Here is an 18628-nt window from a genome sequence, read left to right as displayed (position 1 = left end):
AGCGTTCTGCTTTAGTTTCTTCGCATTGATCTCTTTCACTTTAATTTTTAAAATTGTTTAAAAGTCTATAAACCACTTTAAGAGACTTTTTTATAAAACCTGATTTTTCCGTAAAAAATAAAATGTGGGAATTACTCATATAAGCTGAATCACAAAAAATAAATATTTAAAAATTCATAATGTGGCTTAATCTGTAAGAGTTCCCGCGTTTTATTGAAGATTCAACAATAATTCATTTTAATGTAAGTTCGGTATAAGGAATTCATTTTTCTAAAAAGGTTTGAATCTGAACTTATAGATCGATCTAAAATGTGGGAACTACTGCAAATCAAGATTTACGAATAAATTCCAAAGTTGTAGAAATTCACATTTTTAGAAAATTCTTTCTCATTTTCTCCAAGAACTCAAGTTAGTTTTGTGGTCTTTGAATAAGTTCTAAAACAAACGGATAACACCGTTTTACTAAATAAGAGGCTTGTCCCAAAACCTAAACACCGATAGGTGTTTGCTGAGTTACTTCGAACACCCCTCACAAAAATATGGGAACTACTACAAAAATTTAACGACATTAGAACTGCTCGAAAATTCGCAAATTGCCAAATGCAATTTTATTGTAGGAACTGCTGCATTTTATTAAAAATTTCTAAAGAATGATCGCATAGAATTCTTTGATGTTTTGGGACAAACTCTAAATAGATTTATTCAAAAAATTTATTTTAAATCCAATATGTTTACAGAAATTTTATTTAAATCGACTGAATAAAATTTATATTGTTTATCGTTTGAAAACCCTTCCACAAAAAAACGATTTAGAGATTTACGATATACTAAATTTTTCATTTGAAACGAAACTTCCAAACCATCCGAATTCACAAAAATAATTTGGGTAGGTATCGCACTATAAGAAGAATTAGAAAGAACCAAACTCAACTCTTCCTGATCAGAAGTAAACAAAGGAGTCGCCAAAATTGCATCCGAAGAAAATTCCGAAAAAGGAACACAATACTGAGGTTGTATTAAACTTTTCTGAAATAGAAAACCCCTTCCATATTTACAAATAAAAGAAGGGCGATTAGAGATGCTAAACTCAGTTTTCATTTTTCTATAATCCCAAAAAGGCGTGGGATTTTTTTCTCCGGAAAACAATTTTTCATCTAAAAGTTTGCCGTAATTAGAATCCGATTCATCCGAATCAGATTCTTCCGTTTTGTCTAAAACATTTTTTCCTAAAAAGTATTCAAACACAGGATCAGTAGTATCTACATTTAAAAGACTTATAGCTTTTAATAAGCCCGAACTACTTTCAAAATTTTTAAAACAAATCCTAGATAAAAGTTCTTCTGATTCATCTCCCGGAGAAAATTTTTTTGAAAGATTAGAACAAGCTTCCTGTTTTTTTCCAGAAATCAAAAGAGTTTTTGCAGTTTCAATTTCACTTCGCTCTTTATTGGCATAAGAACCGCTCATCCAAAAGTATCTTGCAGAAGAATCATATCTTCCTAAATTTCTAAGAAACTTTCCGTAGAGATACAAAAGATCTGATTTTCCCTCTTCGCTTAACATTTTCAGCTTACCGCCCGAATAGATTCTTTTATAGGCGCTACCCCTCCCCGAATGAAGAGTAAAACTGATACGCAAAGCCAAAGAAGTTTCAGGAGATAAAATTCCTTTCATCTCTCCGAAAGCATGTATTTTTTCCCAACCGTCAAAATCGCCCGTTTTAATTTTTACCGCATAACAAACCTTATAGAGTGAAACGTTTTCTTTCTTTGAAAGAATTTTAAACAATAGAGGCATCTCCGGAATTTCGAGCACTTGTGTTGAAGATACTTCTTCCTCGACGGATTCCTCTTTAGATTCTACCGGTTTTACTTCCTGAAAAAAAACATCCGGTTTTGGAATCGGTTTACTACAACCGGAAACGACAGAGACCAACGCAAAAGGACTTACATTCAAACCATTCGCAAGTTCGTTTACGATTGCAGTGTATTTTCCTTTTTTATCTGTAATTTTTCCGGAACGGGTCATGATTAAAATCGCGGGGATGTATTTGCGATATTTCTCATAAAGGAAAAAAAGTCTAGAAGACGCAGTTTTACGTATATCCGATTTCTGAGAAGTACGAACCAACTCTTCATACAAAGGAATCGAAAATAGAGGGTCTTCTTTTTCCATCGCATACGCCTCTTCGTAAGAAACAGAATACAAACCATAAATAGAAATTAAAAATATTATGATATAATAATGAATTTTAAAATACATTACGAAGGACTTCTCGCTTTATGTCTGTTCCGTGATTTAGGGGACAAACTTCGGAAGGTACAGTCCCATTTTTAAAAAGTTCCTTTTTAGGATGTTTACAAGAAGGACCAGGAAGTTTACCGGATTCTTCACAAACGGTCGCGCTGATCGCATGTTCACTAATAAGATATTTTTTTCTTTCGTCCGAACTTTCTGCTGTTTCAAAAATTTTGGCAACGGTTCCCCAAAGAGGTGCTGCAACAGTTCCGCCTAACGCAGATGAGCCAAGTCCGTAACTAGGATCGTCGTAACCTAACCAAATCGCCATCGACATTCCAGGTTTTACGCCCACAAACCAGTTATCTCTGTTGTCGTTTGTAGTTCCGGTTTTACCAGCGACTTCTCCTCTATACCCAGTATTTCTTACTCCCGCGGAATTAGCACTTCCATGAAGTAAGTCGATCATTATCTCCGCAACCTGAGAAGATAAGACCCTTCTTTCCTCTGGAACTTTTAAACCGAACTCGTCCGTAGATTTTCTTTCAAATACGATCTTTCCAGATCGATCCGTGATCTTTTGAATCAGATAAGGGCGTTTGATCACTCCGTCATTTGCAAATGCAGAATATGCAAGTGCCATTTCCAATGGTGAAATTTCCAAAGAACCTAAGGCCAAAGAAAGATCCCCTCTAAATCGAGAAGATAATACTTTCAAGTCAGGAAAAAAATACTTCTGAAAAAAATCCTGAATCTTTGATATTCCTAATTTCTCAGCAATTTGAACCGCTGCGGTATTTTTAGATTTTGCCAAAGCAAGTCTAACGCTAATATCTCCGTCGTATTGATTTCCAATATTTTCAGGCATCCAGTTTCCGGTTTGATTTCTATAAATTAACGGGGCGTCTAAAATTCGAGAAGAAGCATTGATCAACCCGGTTTCTATCGCCGCGGAATATAAAATCGGTTTGATAGAAGATCCGGTTTGACGTTTCATAGCGGTAGTTCTGTCTAATTGATTATCCGCTTTAAATTCGGAACCACCGTGCATCAACAAAATCTCTCCCGTTGAAGGGTCAACGGCGACTAACGCAACTTGTAATCCAGATTCATTTTCACCGCCGAAAGAATCCGTATCGATAAACAATTCTAACGCTGGAGAAAGGTCTTGTATATATCTTCTAAAAACAGCGGTTTCACTGGAATTTTTATTATCCGTAAGTTTTGTTTTCCGAACCAATCCGTTTTTTTGTACGTTATCTACGTAATTCTTTACGATTTTTGGAAGTTCCGCTTGGACCGGCTCGGAAATAGTCGTGTAAATAGAAAATCCTCCGGTTTCATAGATATTAGAATCCGGGTATAAAGAATTCAAAAACTTACGCACGTGTTCAGTTACATAAGGGGAATGATCCTTTCGGTTTCCAAATACGGTTTCGCCTGGAGATCTCATATGAAAGGAAAGATAAATTTCGTCTAGTTTTGCTTTGGGATTTTCCTTTAAAATCTGATCTTCTCTAAAAGAATGAATGATCGCGTTGACCCTTTGTCTAGAAAGATCTGGGTTTTTTAAAGGCGAAAAACGATTTGGAGCAGAAGCCAAAGAAGCAAGTACGATCATTTCCTCCGTGCTGAGTTCGGAAGGAGTTTTTTTGAAATAAAATTCTGCCGCGCTCGCAAATCCAAACGCTCCGTGCCCCAAATATACGTTATTTAAATAATATAAGAATATTTGTTTTTTCTCATATGAATATTCTAACGCAAAGGCAAGCTGTGCTTCTTTGATTTTCCGGACGAGACTTTTTTCCCTATCATCTAACAAGATTCTTGCGAGCTGTTGTGTGATAGTAGAAGCTCCTTGTTTAAAACGAAAACTTGTAATGTTCACAAAAATTGCGCGAAGTAAGGACATATAGTTAATTCCGCCATGAGAAAAAAACTTACGATCCTCCACCAATAACACAATTTTTTTCAGATTTTCAGGATAAGCATCCCATTCCAGATTACTCGTTTTTTTTGCAAAAATCTCAGAAACTTTTTTTCCATCCCGATCGTAGATCACAGAAGGTTGATGATTATAGAATAAAGAAATCATCTCTTTGAGTTCCGATTCTCGAGTAATGACTCCCACCCAAAAAAGAATCATTCCCAAAAGAAGTAGAGAAATAACCGCTCCCAAAGAAAGCAAAATCACATTTGGAAGTCGGATACTACGTTTGCCTATTTGTTCTTTGAGTCTTTCAGCAAGTGTTTTGACTGTGTGTTGTCCATTTGCGCCAATTTCCCGCCTAACGGTTAAAAACGGTTTTTTTTCGGATATAATCTTTTCTTTTTTAAGAAATGAATGCGAACTCGATAGAATAGTATCGGATTCGATTCGATTCTTTTTTATTTCTCTAAATTTTTGTGTGAGTTCCCACAATTTCTGGCGCAGTCGATTCTGAATCTCGGAGAGTTTTTCAAAAATTCCAGGCCCGGATGTTTGGGGAGTCGTCAGTTCAGGCTGAAACTGTGGAGCAGCAGACTGTAACTGTAGTTTAGGAGTTCCTACATTTTTAGATAATTCCGGATGACGTAAAATTTTGTCGGACGGCTGAACTGGAGTCTGGATTTTTGGAATATCCGTTCTCACTAAAACCTTGTGCCCGCATTGATAGCAAGTAAGTCTAAAAACAGAACCTGTGGGAACTCCTTCCGGAAGCCTAGAAGTAGTTCCACATTCAGGACATAAAAATCGAGCCGTTTTTAGAGTCTGAATCCCAGTCTCCATCATCCTCATAATTGTCGGAGAATGTACGAATTCCAGACAAGCAATTTAATTCTCTTTTTATCTCCTTTCCGTAATCACCGTAAAATCACAACCCTTGAGTATTTCGGTCGGAACTACGTCGCCTTCCTTCAAAGGAAACATAGAAACCGAAAGAATCTTCAAACCAAACTCTCTCAATCGATGAGGAACGCCAAAACCCTCGTCACTGTGAAAACGACCGTTAATATGAATTACCTTTTTACCTTTCATTAAAAAAACGTTTGCGATCGAATCCGCCATTCCTGTGTCCCAAAGATACTGAGCGTCTATAAATCTACTTTCCGAATTTACTCCGGGATGTGTTTGAAGCCTATTTTTAATTTTGGTCTCGTAACCGTCCTGAGAAAACTTACGAACAAGGTATTTAGGCGGTAAGAACACAGAACGAACTTTAAACAGCGCTTCAAGTCCATTAAAAGCTACTAAATTTACGTATTTCTTTGGAACGTTAGACGCAATTACAGGAATGTTATGTTCTTTCGCAAATTTGATAAAAGGATGGTAATCTCGGATATAATTAGGCCAAAAAATGAGAGATCTTAAGTAAGAATTTTCTGTGATATGACCGGCTAGATATTCGTCCAAAGTTTTTTGCTGATCCCTTTCTAACATTTCTAAAGACAAAATCACTGGGGTGTTTAAAGCAATCTTTTGAAACCAATCCAGACGGATTTGATGTCCCACGACGTCGTCATGTTCTTCTCCGAGAATTAAAACATCATAATTTTCTAACTTCTTTAGAATTGTCTCAAAATTGACAAGAGCCCCACTTTCCCCACTTTGTATAGAAACTGGAATTGAGTTTTTTTTAGATTCCGATTTGTCATCGGAAAATACCGGATTTGTACTTCCTAACATTAAAAACAAAAATACTATGAAAGTTTTTTTAAGAGTAATAATCACAGAACCACCTCTATCATATCATCAAACAAAGATTTTACGTAATATCATCTTAAAATTCTTCTATATTATTGCCAAACTAAAGTTCTTAAATGTTTTCCAAAATAACTTATAGAAATTTAAATAAAATGGATTTTTATCTCAAAAACTGTTTCAATACAAAAACATTGAGTACTTCATTTTATAGTCCTGAATACTACACCTTAATTTTAACGTGAGTTAGACGTAAAAAAATCAGGGCAAATCCAGTTTGCCACAGGCAGCCGAACCCGGACTATCAACTCTGGTCAATCAATTGCATAAAAGAAACATAATACAATATTACATCTTTAGCTTCAATAGAATACAATTTGAAACATCATAGAACGCGATTCATAGAGAGCGCTCTACTGAATCCTCTCGCATCGATCCTTTCGCGTTAATTTTAGCATAAATCCAAAACTTCATTTTTAATATTTTAGTAGTTTAGAATTTTATAAAAATATTAAATTCAAGAGTTCTACTAAAAAAGAATTTTTCAAATTCAAATCAATTTACTTTAATAGAGTTTCGATTTTTTGAGTCACTACGGAACTATCAGGTTCAACAGAAGAACGGTATCTCGCTTCTATATTACCATTTTTTGATATTAAAATTTTTTCGAAGTTCCATTCTACTTCTCCCGGATTCGGAGAGTTTTGAATCAGATAAGAATACAAAGGATGTATGTCCTTTCCTTTGACGGAAATTTTAGACATCATATCAAAACTTGCACCTTTTTGGATCCTACAAAATGTTTCGATTTCTTGATCACTTCCTGGTTCTTGGCCTCCAAAGTTATTGGCGGGAAATCCTACTACCGCAAATCCTTGATCTTTATATTTCTTATAAACTTTTTCGAGATGTTCATATTGATAGGTATAACCACATTTGGAAGCTACGTTCACTATCATTACTACCTTTCCCTTATATTTAGAAAGAGACACTTCGTTTCCTTTGATGTCTTTTACTTTGAAATCGTAAAAACTTCCTTTTGCAAAAATCCCAGCTAATGGAAAAAAAAATCCTAAAATTATAAACAAAATGAAATACTTTGAATACATAAAGTTGTCCCCTTCTTTCATAAATTTAAAACTAAATTTTCATTTACTTCAATCGTTTTTCTGAATTATAAGTTTTAGAATCTAACGTGAGTTCGACGTAAAAACGTCTGGGCGAATCCGGGCTCTCAGCTCTGGTCAATAAATTGCATGCAAGAAACGTTATACAACATATTGTCCTTAGTCTCAATTTATCGACCTAAAACGCTTTCGTAAAAAGCGTTTTGCTGAGTTAACGCGACCCTGCAGAGTGACCCATAGGAAGCGATGCATTGAGTTCAGGGAGTGAGACGCTGAGTTCAGGAGAGCGTTTTGCTTTAGTTCATTCATCGATCCCTTTCGCGTTAATTCACATTATTCTACATTCAAATTGTTGAAAAATGAATTTTCCATCCGTTTCTGTTTTATAGAAACGGTCGACTGAAACAGTTTTTTAATCTGAATTATAGAATTTTTTCAGCAACTTTATTAAGAGCCTGTCCCAAAAACCAAAGAATTTTACGCGATCATTCTTTAGAAATTTTTAATAAACTACAGTTAGTTCCCACAGATTTTGTCTCATTTTGTATTTTGGAAACTTTCAAGCATTATTAATCTCATTCAATTTTCGTAGTAGTTCCCACATTGGAAGGTTTTGGGACAAGCTTTAAATTAACATAAGTTGCTACGTACCAAAAAAGAACGATACTCAAAACCTATTCATCTAAAAGTTTCAGAATTTGTTCTCTTAAAAGATTACGAATTGTAGATTCCGAAAAACCATTTAAGAATTTCAGCAGATTGTTCGCGATCGTCTGAAACTCCACATCCATTCGTTCTCGAACCTGATAACGAGAAAGAAGACTTAAAATTACAATACCGTCTCCTTGCGATCTTTCCGATTTAGCAAAAAGAGAATGAATCAATTTTTTATCATTCTTATCGGCTTGATCAAGCAATAACAAAATTGGATACGTATAAAGACCGTTATAAAAATCTTTGAGGGGAATTTTCCCACTTTTACTTGCAGAAGTAAAATAATCGATCGCATCGTCTTTCTTCTGAAAAAAAGAACCTAAATCGATCCCAAATTGTCTGAGTTTCTTTTTTTCTTTTTCACTTTTACCGGAAAGAACACCAGCTGATACGCACACAACTGCAAACAAAGAAGCTGTTTTTCCATATATAATTTTATTATAAATATCTAAAGTAATTTTAGGATTTTTTTCCCATTCCATTTGAATGAGTTCAGAAACGGAAAGATCTTTAATAACCTGGGTAAAAAAGTCCATCAATTCGGGATAACCCAAACTGTTTAGATGATCGATCCCACAGGCGAGGAGATAATCCCCCGCAAGAATAGCCGTTTTATTGCCAAATTTGGAACCCACACTTTGAAGTCCCCTTCTAGTTTCCGCCTCGTCCACCACGTCGTCGTGAAGTAAACTAGCCGAGTGAATTAACTCCGCAATTGCCCCAACGTCTAACCAGTGTTTACCGGAATAACCTAAAAGTTGGCAAAAACAATAATGAAGGATGGGACGAATCCTCTTCCCACCGGACTGGATCGTATAGGTTTTAATTTCGGAGAGAATTTTAAGGTCTTCCCGAATAATCGTTTCTAATTTTTTATCAAATTTCCGAATTAGAGAATCTTTTAGTACAGCAGCTTTCACCGTGGGACAAGTATTTAAAATAACGGTTACAGGCTCAAGCAGGAACTCTTCTTCAGGCTTTGAGTTTGTTTTCCAAAATGAGAAGCTGCCTAGAAAGAATGTCCTCCATATCTCGAAATTGTTCTTTGCGATATATATGAATCAAATTTCGGTACATTCTTTTGATGATCGAAAGTGTACTTGCTCTAGTGAAATATCTTTCACTTGGAACAAAACTATTCGCTTCTAAAAAACGGATACAGGTAGACTTATCCAAAAGAACTCCTCCATGAAACGGATCTATAAAGGTTTCGTAATCTGTAGAATCGAAATGAAGAAGAAAATGAAGTGGCATATTTACCCCGTAAAGAGGCAAGGAAAGTCTCTTTGCGACTAAAAGATAAATTGCGGAAAGAGAAATAGGAATTCCCTTTCTTGTATGAACAATTCGGGTCACAAAGGAATTGTCCGGGTCGTCGTACTGATCGTTATTTCCCTGAAAATTTTCTTCGGAAGAAAGAACCCTCGTTAAAAAATGAACCTTCAATTCTTCGGAAACGTATTCTGGATTTAGATCGCATAACTCTTCTACTCTGAGCGCAAGCCGATCCAAATAAATTTTAAACTCATGATAAGAAGCATCCGGATCTCCTACACTAGACAAAAGAAATACAGCCTCTTCTAAATCTCCGTAGTCGTTGACGTGCCCCTTATCTGCAAGAAGCGAATAACGTGTATTGATACGTTCGAGATGAACGATGGAAGAAACGGAACGAGCAAAAACCCTCAACGTAGGGTCCTTAAACTCTTCTATAAAATCGTTGATTTCAAATTGCCAAGGAATCATGTCCGCAATTTCACGTATCACTCGAACTTTTTCTTCCTTATTGGAAAATTCGAGTTGGTAAAACTTTTCTTCTAACTTATCGGGAGGAAGGTGAAAAGACTCGTAATAAGGCATAAACAATATCTTTTTACAAAAAACAAAATGAGTCAATTCGGAATAAAATCCGTCATCGGAAAAAATGAAACGAGGGCTATCGCAAAAGTAATTTAGCATTTACTTACTAAAGTTTTCTTATAGTATAAGATTTTGAATTTTGATACGATCGTAAATGAACTATGTCTTACGGCACAAAAAACCGAAAGTTAAGATTCAGAAAAGTTTTAAAATGAATATACTTACAAAAGACTCAGATCAGTTATCAACCCAAAATGAATCTCCAAACAAAAGTGTTTTCTTAAATTTTAATTTCAGTCCATCAATCCTACTGAGAACTGCGCCTATAAGTATTTTAAATTTGTACATGAATCGCCGTTTAGAAACAAAATTTGCCGACAACTTATAATAATACAATTATCAGTAATTCTTCAATCTTAAAGGATAAAATTGAATGTTACCACTTTCAATAAAAAGACAGTTGATAAATCAGAAAGTTTTGATCGTAGAAACCACTTTCATCGATAGTATATTTTACTTTATTAGAGTTGTTGAAAAATTTCATAATCCAGATTAACAGAACCGTTTGAATTGACCATTCTCATAAAACAGAAATAGATGGAGGATCCATTTTTCAACAATTCTATTATTTTTAACATTTTATAGAGGCTCATCAAATCTAATATAGAAATCGAGCCGTTATCTATAATAAAAACTTTATATTCAAATCTATGAACTCTATTTTACAAAGTACTTTCTAAAAAAGTGTGAACTCGAAATTCCACATAACAGCAGTTAAGAGGATTTTTTAAATAGGAATTACAGATAATTCTTCAAGAGCTTTTTTTTCTTCTTCCGGCTTAGGAGGAGTCCCGTGCCATCCTGGATTATTCTCCATAAAAGAAACACCTTTTCCAAGCACCGTTTTAAAAAGAATAATAGTAGGAGATCCTTTATGCAGTTTTGCTTTTTCAAATGCAGAGATAATTTGTTCTATATCATGACCGTCTGCTTCTAAAACGTTCCAACCGAAGGAAATAAATTTCTCTTTCAAAGGTTCGAGATTCATTACGTCTTTTGTAAAACCATCAATCTGAATTCCGTTCTTATCCATAAAAGCAATCAGATTATCCAATTTATAATGTACAGCGGATTGGGCAGCTTCCCAGGTCATTCCTTCACCGCATTCTCCGTCGGAAATACAGGTATAAATTTTATGATTTTGTTTTTTAAATCTAGCACCAAGTGCAAGACCAACGGAAACAGAAAGTCCCTGGCCTAAAGAACCAGAAGAACTTTCGATACCGTTCATATAACGGGTAGAAGGATGGCCTTGAAGTTTACTTCCCAGTTTGCGAAAAGTCATTAGATCTTCGACCGGAAAATAACCGGAATGAGCCATAGCCGCATAACGAATTGCACATACATGACCATTGGAAAGAATCAGACGATCTCTTTCTTCCCAATCCGGATTAGAAGGTTTATGATTTAGAATTTTCTTATATAGAACCGCGTAAATATCGGCAAGACCTAAGGGACCGCCCGGATGGCCAGAGTTTGCAGCAGTTACCATTTTAATTACACTCTTTCTGAGTTCGTTTGCAAAATTCTTGAGTTCTTTGATTTCGTTCATATTCTTCCTAAGCGAATAAGATCATGCGATTCCCAACCTAAAAAAAACAAGGCGCCGGAATAAGGTCAGTTCGAAGAACGAAACAATACCAAACCGGAAAGGAAAATAGCAGTGTATAGAGGAAGGAAAATATAGTGTAGTTTTCTGTGAAATTCTTTTTTTCGAGTGATCCCGGACCATATCATCAAAAGCATTAAAACCAAGGTCAATAATGCGAATACGCGATGAGTATCAATGATCCAACGTTCTACAGCAGGAACAATCCCCACTTTTTCTAAACCGCCACCTAAATACTTCAGATATAAAAGTGAAAAGGCAGTTGTTAGGTTAAAAGCCGCACCGAACAGATTGAAAATACGATGCAGAGAATTTTTTCTAAAACGAAAATAATAACCAGTGTAAAAACAAGAAATTGAAAAAGTCATTCCTATATGTATCAGGGTTAGAATCATCTTTTTTATTTTCGACATACGAACCGCGGTCCAAACTCTTTTTCAAGTAAATTCTAAAATTAAGAAAAGAAATCATTCCCGAAATGTTCGGAAATAGCCCGTTCGGATTTTTTATTTGACCAAGAAAAAGAGCCTGCAATACTGGCTTCCATAACAAATTGCTGCCTTAGCTCAATTGGTAGAGCATCTGATTTGTAATCAGACGGTTGTGGGTTCGATTCCTATAGGCAGCTGTTTTTCTTCGGGTAGGTACTCAAGTGGCCAACGAGGGCAGACTGTAAATCTGCTGACTATGTCTTCGAAGGTTCGAATCCTTCCCTGCCCAATAAAATTTTCTATTCAACTTAAAAGGATTCGAATTGAACAATGTGTTCGCGACCCATAAGGGAGCGATGCGAGACAGGAAGTCGAGCAAACATTGTGACGAGCCTACGCGAGCGAGACCACGAGGTCGAGCGATGGGGAGGCGAATCCTTCCCTGCCCAATAAAACTCTATTCTTTCAATTAAATCTCAAATCAACTTAGAAGGATTCGAATTGAACAATGTGTTCGCGACCCATACTTATTTAACGTGAGTTTAGCCTAAAAGATGAGAAAGAATCTTTTAAAAGTATGCGTTCCTAGAATTTTAGAATTTGTTCGTAAAATCGTGATTTGCAGTAGTTCCCACATTTTAGGAATCGATCTGCAAAGTTCAGGTTCCAATTCTTTTCAGAAAAATAAATCATAGCCGAACTCACTTTATTCTAGTCAGCCGCTCCTGAAAAAGTGTTCAAATGGCGAATAATGCAAATAAAACGCTATCTGTCGAGCGCCAATAGAAACGAGACGCTGAGTTTGAGAGCGTTGCATGAGTTTTCCCTAATTTTAGGTGGTGAGGTAGAAAAGTTTGAGAGACTTTGCTTTATCAGAAAAACATACTTTTTGCAAGTAAAAAGACTCATTCTTGTCGGAACACTTGAAAAATGTGCGTTTTTGATCCTTCTGGTTCAAAATCCTCTTCAACTGTGGGTAAGGTTATAGATGGATCGAATCAAAAACAAAATCACGGACAAACGCCCAAAAACCATAAAAAATCCGATGAAAATGAAACCAGAAGAAAGCTCAAAATAAAAGATTCCGTTTTATAAAATCTGATTTTTTCATAAAAATAAAATGTTAATAACTATTACGAATCTGAATTTTACAACCGGATTTTTAAAATGTGGGAACTAACACAAATTCCAATTACGAAAAATGAATGTTTAAAAATTCGTAATGTGACTTAATCTGTAGAAACTATTATGAATCTGAATTTTACAATAACTGACAACTAACGAGAATTAGACGTAATAAAATTTTTGTGAATAAAAAAACTCAATGTAACGACTTCCCGAACTCAGTGTTGCTTTCTTGATGCCAATCTAAACACCTACTGTTTACTGAGTACAAAGAGGCATCCACTGAGTTTTCCAACTCAATATCTCATTCCCCTATACGGCTCAAACTCAGTAAAACGTTCTTTACGGATCTTGTTTTAAGCACAACATAATAATCATTTTTGCATTGGTTAACACTGAATTTACGTTAACTACATAATATAGTTATAATATATTGTACTTATAACTCGAATATATGAAAATAATACTATAGTGAGCTTGTTTCAAAACTTAGAATACAAAATCTCCTTCAAAAAAACCAAAAAATTCCGATTCAATGCGATGTTTAAGGACTTCTGTATCTTTGGTAAAATCGACCATTAATTTTGATAGTGCAAATAGTAAACAAACTTTTGCAATAAAAGTTGATGCCATTATACTATCTACCCTGAACGATGTAAACTTGTCTCATAGTTTGATTTTTCATAAAAAATAAAATATAATAATTTCTTTATATTTTTATAATATAAAAACGTAGTCTTACATCCCTGATTCTATCTAAAATATTACGTAGAGTTATTAGAAATGAAATCAAGAGCGTTTTGATAGATATTTTATTTTTCTTTTGTAAGAACATTGAATCATGTGTATTCGTTTACAATATCGAAACTAAAAACATTCCAAATTTATAATCAAAACTTCTTGAACATTTTAACCAATGCTAAACTTACTTACTCTCTTTAAAAACCATAATTATTTTCAAAAAATGAAATTAGAATTACAATCTAAAACTTTAAAGGAAATCTTTGATATTCTTTCATTTTTCACTTGCGCAAATTAGAAAAATGTCCGAAAGTTTAAGTATGGATTCCAAAGAAAAGGCGGAAATAATCCGAGAAGGTAACCGAGCCTTCAACGAGGGCGATATTCGAAAAGCCAGAGATCTTTTTATCAAAGCAGAATATAAAGACGGACTCATTCGTTTAGGGGATCATTTTATGTACGAAAAAAAAATGCCCCTGCTCGCCTATGGTTATTACAAAAAAGCAGGTTATCAAAAACGAATCGATGAAATTTTCCAAAGAATGATTTGGGCTTTTAGCCAATGGATTGGTGCAGATAAATTCAAAGCCCAACCTGCAGACCCAACGGCCGAAGTTCCGTCCACTCCTAGTTTTCCGGATGTCTCTGAATTTCAAATTCATCCATTGCTAAGACAGACCGCCTTAGACATTCTCAAAAAAAGAGGAATACAAATCTAAATTTGCTAAAAACAATTTTACTTTTACAAAACAGACTTCTTTTAAATTTATCTCGTAAAAACCTCAATAAAATTGAAAAAGAACGTTTCAGATCAAACTTTTACGCAGAACTTATGCCAAAACCTCAAAAAGCATAAATGATAATCCTTTCAAAGTTTCAACACGCTATCTTAAAAATATCTTAGAATTCGACATTTTAAGCAAGGATAAATTATTTTTGAGATGGCTTTTCAATTTTCACAAAAACTATCAGGCAAATCTGGGTATTTACGAACTTTCTAACTCTCCATCAGTAATCTTTAAAATTTGGAACAGGTTTGTAGAAATTTTTAATTACCTAAAAAATACAACAAACTCAGGTACAAGTCTCCGCTCTATATATAGAATTTTTGCATATCGTATTTTATCCTCAAAAAAGGTAGTCACTAAATTATAAATTTATTTTATAACGATTTAATTGTATAACTCTCTCTTTTCAAAATTTGCAATATTTTCGAAAAACTTATTCTTTATTTAGAGATCGAAGTCAAAAAAATATCTCGTTCTCTAATCTATAAACCACGATTCTTTTTCTATCTACACAATTTCCAAGGAAAATACTCATAGAGTCAGTTTAATCATGTAAATTCTCTTAGGTATTCGTAATGTTTAAAAGATTATAAGAAAATTTACAATCAATCCATTAAAAATAATGAACAAAATTGAATAAAATAGTTTATCGTGACAAAGAGATATTTGATTTTTATAAATAAAGTTCAAAATATTCCCAAACCTTAGACAAGAGCACTTCTTCATTTTCATAAAAGAATTATTTTTTTAATCAACAGCACTTGATTATCTTTTAAAAATTTTTCTCAGTTGTTAAAATAAATTACTTATCTTTATAAAATTGAGTATCTAAATGTTTATCACAAAGATTTGTTTAAATACGTTAAGTCGTAATTAAATACGAAATCGATTGAGGCGTAGAACTAGGGAACGCTCTTTTAAACTTAGCGTCTCGCGTCTATAGTCGCTCGACAAATAGAGTTGTTGAAAATTTCATAGTTCAGATCAAAAAAACTGCTTCAATCAACCGTTTCCATAAAACGGAAACTCATAGAGAATTGTTTTTCAACAACTCTAATAAATTAAAACTAAAGATGAAATATTATATTAACGTGAATTCGACGAATAAAAACTCAACATTGCGGTCACAACATAATAATCACTTTCCATTAGTTATACCGAACTCGCATTATATTAAGTTTATTTCATGTAGTTAATTAACTGGAGCTGAAAAGCGAGTGGATTCATCCAATTCTCTTATGTCGAATTCATATGATTGAAGTGTAAACTATCGAATTGATACTTTATTATGTAGTTCTGAGTAGTATAAAGCCAAATTAACCACAGATCAAATTTGCGTTTTCATTCCGCGTTTCTTTCAATAGTTTTTCCAGAGTTTTAAATTCACTCTCTAGTTGAATCTTTTCCGAGAAAATACTTTTTAATTCTCCTTTCATCCATTCGTTTCGTCTTAAAAGTACTTTCTTTTGCAGATACAATTTTTGAATTAAAATCATATATCTGAGTTCTTTTGGTACTTTTTCTTGGCGATTTTTATACTCGGACGCAAGTTGAAGTTTCACTCTAAACTTAGGCAATGAACCTAAAAAATCTTCCAGTTCTGCCGGATCATACCACTTCGACATATCAACCTCCTCTATCGTGCGAGTAACTAAAAATCAATTTTAGCATCGATTGAAAGAAATCGATCGCTTCAAAACAGATCCGAATTCAAATTACAAAAAAATTGACTCGAATTCTAATTCGAAATATACCCGATAGCACAAAGGTATCCATCTGTGATAATAAGTCAAATAATATTATCACAGATGGATTTTTGAAATGTTCTTAGATAATTATTACTTAAAATATTTACCAAACCGCTTAGAAAGAATTTTAGCTCTTTCATCGACTGATATTTCACCTGTATTTTCAGCAAGGTAAAAATCCTGGATGAGAATTTGTTTCGTAAGCTCTTCTTTTTCTCTAGAGCTTTTTTGAATAAATCGCATTGGATCCAATTTGCCCATCAACGTCAAAAAGGGCTTAGAAGCCAAGCGATTAATAAATGAAACTCTTTGGCCTTGAATCAAACCTGCTTTAATTTTAAAAGCGTCATAGTGTAAAATTGCAATCGCCCAACAGATTGATCCAATGGAAAGACCCAAAGAAGATAAATAAGCTTTATAAATCCCTAAAAAAGGCAGAAAATAAATGAATACCAACGTCATTGGATAAGCAAACATGAAACCGAGCAAAACAAAAAAAAGTCTTACCCTATCATTTCCTCTTTTAACCAACATTTTTTTTAAAATTGTCCAAGCAGACAACGCCACCCAAAAAACCGAAAAGATAATGATTAAATGGTAATTTAAACTAAAATCGAAAACGAAAGTGTTTGGATCTCCCAATACGACCATTTTCTGATTCAAAGAAGCCCAAGTAAAATAAAGAAATCCGATCAATCCAGCCACTTGTATCCAAATCGAAATTTTCTGATCTGGATTTTCCATCTTCTTACAAAGAATATAATAGATAAAAGTCGCAATGGACATCGGAAGGAACGTTATGTTTAATCCGAAATTACGATATTCAAGAGGAAATAATCCTCTAAGACCTTGGATGCAAAGCCAAAGAGCCATACATATATTCATAAACAGGAATAAAGTTTGTAACTTTTGTCTTGGTTTTAAACTAAAGACATACATTCCAAAAAACAAATGGAGAAATCCCGCTAAAACTGGAATTAAATGGTTGAGGTTCATACGCTAATTCTTCGCTAAATTTAATATTTGTCTTCGCTTATCGGTAGTAATTTGGTTCTGTAACCAAAACTAGTTTTGGAATTCACGATGATATATCTCAATCTTTATCTATGGTTCAAATTCAGACAAAGATTTACTCAGATTTATCTTCAAGAGGAAAAGAGTTGTTTCTTTATCCTTTGGAGTGTGTTCCGACAAAACTTTTACATCGATCTTATTTTTCGCTTCGATACGATACGCACCGGTAATTCTCCCCGATTTCGCTCGTATTGTAAATTTTTTTGAAAGGAAACATCACTCTGAGGATAAGAAAATTGAAAGATCAAAAACATTTTATTTTTCAACGGCAAAAACATGTTTTTATACAACCAATCCATTTCTATAGCATAAAACTATTTATTTTTTTAAAGATTATGACCCATAGTTGCAATAGAACTGACATTTGAATTGATTTTTTGAAAGTTGTGCTACTTATAGGTTTTCTAAAGACAGATTAGTATTATTTTAATACTAATGTCAATTAAAAAGTATTATTTCAGGATATATTTTGAGCGAGCAAAAAAAAAGACTAAAAACCATACTTTTAGATTTCAAAGGAAATCAAAAGGAATTTGGAGTCACAATTGGCAAATCCAAACAAACAATCAGTGGTTGGTTAAGTGGTAGATTTCCAATACCGGAAGACGCAGCGATTACAATAGAAATGGTACATGGATACCGAAGACAATGGCTTCTCGAAGGAGAACTTCCGGAAAAGGTAACTCGACGAATACAAACATCTCGAATAAGAACGAAAGAATTTGAATTGGAAAATACTTTGTTGAAAAAAATAACTTCTAAAGAAGGACTTCCGAAAATGATCGAAATACTTACAGTGCTTCCAAAAAAAGAATTTGAAATTGCTCAAAGATTTATTTTTAGCCTGGGAAAAAAAGAAATCGAAAACAATTAAGACGCATCTCAAAAATTGTTTAAGGTCCGTTTAAACAAAACCTTTTTCTAAAAATCAATCGAGATAAAATTTTATACAAGTTTGGATTTTAAGACTATTAACCCTTTGGTTTTTATAGAGGTTCCCTTTTATAAAATTCTTTTCAATACTTTTGCGTTAAATTCTTAAGTTTTTGAAAATTTTGTGACATGATTTTTTCTTTCATTTTAAAACCGGATGTTAACTAAAATTGCTCTCAGAATCACAAATTTCTTCTTCTTTGAGATCCAATACTCTAAATTTTAAAACAAAATCCATTCTTTAACTACAGCAAGATTTCAATTTCAGAAGAAACGAAACCTTTCCGTTTTGTTTTTAAGCAAACTAAATCCAATAAATTTATACCACAATTGAATTTATATTGACTGAAATTTTACAACAATAGTATTGAGAGGAAGGTTGTGATGCTTGAAATTAAGAGAATCACAATTATAGACTCTCGTTTTTACGTAGTAGCCTTCAAAAGTTTTGCAAAATGATTTTAATTTTTCTAGACAATCCTAACATTAAGCACTCTG

General features: G+C 33.9%; 12 protein-coding genes and 2 tRNA genes. 4 read left to right on the top strand and 10 right to left on the bottom strand.

The features are described from left to right. Positions 1 to 711: 711 nt before the first annotated feature. The 8 genes from LEP1GSC059_RS01640 to LEP1GSC059_RS01605 form a co-directional block, all read right to left on the bottom strand. Positions 712 to 2262, bottom strand: coding sequence for a hypothetical protein (locus LEP1GSC059_RS01640; protein WP_002177920.1), 1551 nt, complete (start codon positions 2260 to 2262; stop codon positions 712 to 714). Then, on the bottom strand, positions 2252 to 5017 hold the full coding sequence (locus LEP1GSC059_RS01635) for a transglycosylase domain-containing protein (protein WP_036056835.1): 2766 nt from the start codon (positions 5015 to 5017) through the stop codon (positions 2252 to 2254). The genes LEP1GSC059_RS01640 and LEP1GSC059_RS01635 overlap by 11 nt, the downstream gene beginning before the upstream one ends. Before the next feature lie 48 nt (positions 5018 to 5065). Continuing rightward, positions 5066 to 5950 carry a ChaN family lipoprotein gene (locus LEP1GSC059_RS01630; RefSeq protein WP_036056832.1) on the bottom strand — a complete coding sequence of 295 codons (885 nt, stop codon included), beginning with the start codon at positions 5948 to 5950 and terminating at the stop codon, positions 5066 to 5068. Positions 5951 to 6480: 530 nt separating this feature from the next. Next, on the bottom strand, positions 6481 to 7050 hold the full coding sequence (locus tag LEP1GSC059_RS01625) for a glutathione peroxidase (RefSeq protein ID WP_002177831.1): 570 nt from the start codon (positions 7048 to 7050) through the stop codon (positions 6481 to 6483). Positions 7051 to 7721: 671 nt separating this feature from the next. Continuing rightward, complete coding sequence (locus LEP1GSC059_RS01620; protein ID WP_020980163.1) at positions 7722 to 8681, bottom strand: polyprenyl synthetase family protein; 960 nt, start codon at positions 8679 to 8681, stop codon at positions 7722 to 7724. A gap of 52 nt (positions 8682 to 8733) precedes the next feature. Then, on the bottom strand, positions 8734 to 9621 hold the full coding sequence (locus tag LEP1GSC059_RS01615) for a transglutaminase-like domain-containing protein (protein ID WP_085976753.1): 888 nt from the start codon (positions 9619 to 9621) through the stop codon (positions 8734 to 8736). 787 nt (positions 9622 to 10408) lie between these two features. Continuing rightward, a complete protein-coding gene (locus LEP1GSC059_RS01610) occupies positions 10409 to 11233 on the bottom strand; it encodes a transketolase (RefSeq protein WP_017215630.1) in 825 nt (274 codons plus the stop codon). A gap of 65 nt (positions 11234 to 11298) precedes the next feature. Beyond that, positions 11299 to 11685, bottom strand: coding sequence for a hypothetical protein (locus tag LEP1GSC059_RS01605; protein WP_036056844.1), 387 nt, complete (start codon positions 11683 to 11685; stop codon positions 11299 to 11301). A gap of 160 nt (positions 11686 to 11845) precedes the next feature. Between LEP1GSC059_RS01605 and LEP1GSC059_RS01600 the strand changes: the two genes are divergently transcribed. The 3 genes from LEP1GSC059_RS01600 to LEP1GSC059_RS01590 all read left to right on the top strand — a co-directional run bounded on the left by LEP1GSC059_RS01600 (position 11846) and on the right by LEP1GSC059_RS01590 (position 14306). After that, a tRNA-Thr gene (locus tag LEP1GSC059_RS01600) sits at positions 11846 to 11918 on the top strand. Between the two features lie 10 nt (positions 11919 to 11928). Further along, positions 11929 to 12010, top strand: a tRNA-Tyr gene (locus tag LEP1GSC059_RS01595). 1897 nt (positions 12011 to 13907) lie between these two features. After that, the gene (locus tag LEP1GSC059_RS01590; RefSeq protein ID WP_036056842.1) at positions 13908 to 14306 is read left to right on the top strand and encodes a hypothetical protein; all 399 of its coding nucleotides are present in this window, start codon (positions 13908 to 13910) and stop codon (positions 14304 to 14306) included. A gap of 1385 nt (positions 14307 to 15691) precedes the next feature. Here LEP1GSC059_RS01590 and LEP1GSC059_RS01585 read toward each other — a convergent pair. Together LEP1GSC059_RS01585 and LEP1GSC059_RS01580 are read right to left on the bottom strand one after the other, a co-directional pair. Further along, the gene (locus tag LEP1GSC059_RS01585; RefSeq protein WP_017215625.1) at positions 15692 to 16000 is read right to left on the bottom strand and encodes an LIC_10907 family protein; all 309 of its coding nucleotides are present in this window, start codon (positions 15998 to 16000) and stop codon (positions 15692 to 15694) included. Between the two features lie 213 nt (positions 16001 to 16213). Further along, positions 16214 to 17119 (bottom strand): LIC10906 family membrane protein, encoded by a 906-nt coding sequence (locus tag LEP1GSC059_RS01580; protein ID WP_004434387.1) that lies wholly within the window; start codon positions 17117 to 17119, stop codon positions 16214 to 16216. A 547-nt stretch (positions 17120 to 17666) separates the two neighbouring features. Here LEP1GSC059_RS01580 and LEP1GSC059_RS01575 point away from each other — a divergent pair. Continuing rightward, positions 17667 to 18071, top strand: coding sequence for a helix-turn-helix domain-containing protein (locus LEP1GSC059_RS01575; protein ID WP_002177981.1), 405 nt, complete (start codon positions 17667 to 17669; stop codon positions 18069 to 18071). The last annotated feature ends 557 nt before the right edge of the window (positions 18072 to 18628 follow it).

The sequence above is a fragment of the Leptospira noguchii serovar Panama str. CZ214 genome, from assembly GCF_000306255.2.
GTDB lineage: Bacteria > Spirochaetota > Leptospiria > Leptospirales > Leptospiraceae > Leptospira > Leptospira noguchii.
This window is presented reverse-complemented; position numbering and strand designations above follow the sequence as displayed.

Bases quoted from the DNA above. Each gene is read 5' to 3' on its own strand.
- LEP1GSC059_RS01610 (WP_017215630.1), bottom strand. From the start codon at position 11,233: ATGAACGAAATCAAAGAACTCAAGAATTTTGCAAACGAACTCAGAAAG.
- LEP1GSC059_RS01585 (WP_017215625.1), bottom strand. From the start codon at position 16,000: ATGTCGAAGTGGTATGATCCGGCAGAACTGGAAGATTTTTTAGGTTCA.
- LEP1GSC059_RS01580 (WP_004434387.1), bottom strand. From the start codon at position 17,119: ATGAACCTCAACCATTTAATTCCAGTTTTAGCGGGATTTCTCCATTTG.
- LEP1GSC059_RS01635 (WP_036056835.1), bottom strand. From the start codon at position 5,017: ATGAGGATGATGGAGACTGGGATTCAGACTCTAAAAACGGCTCGATTT.
- LEP1GSC059_RS01640 (WP_002177920.1), bottom strand. From the start codon at position 2,262: ATGTATTTTAAAATTCATTATTATATCATAATATTTTTAATTTCTATT.
- LEP1GSC059_RS01615 (WP_085976753.1), bottom strand. From the start codon at position 9,621: ATGCCTTATTACGAGTCTTTTCACCTTCCTCCCGATAAGTTAGAAGAA.
- LEP1GSC059_RS01625 (WP_002177831.1), bottom strand. From the start codon at position 7,050: ATGAAAGAAGGGGACAACTTTATGTATTCAAAGTATTTCATTTTGTTT.
- LEP1GSC059_RS01590 (WP_036056842.1), top strand. From the start codon at position 13,908: ATGGATTCCAAAGAAAAGGCGGAAATAATCCGAGAAGGTAACCGAGCC.
- LEP1GSC059_RS01605 (WP_036056844.1), bottom strand. From the start codon at position 11,685: ATGATTCTAACCCTGATACATATAGGAATGACTTTTTCAATTTCTTGT.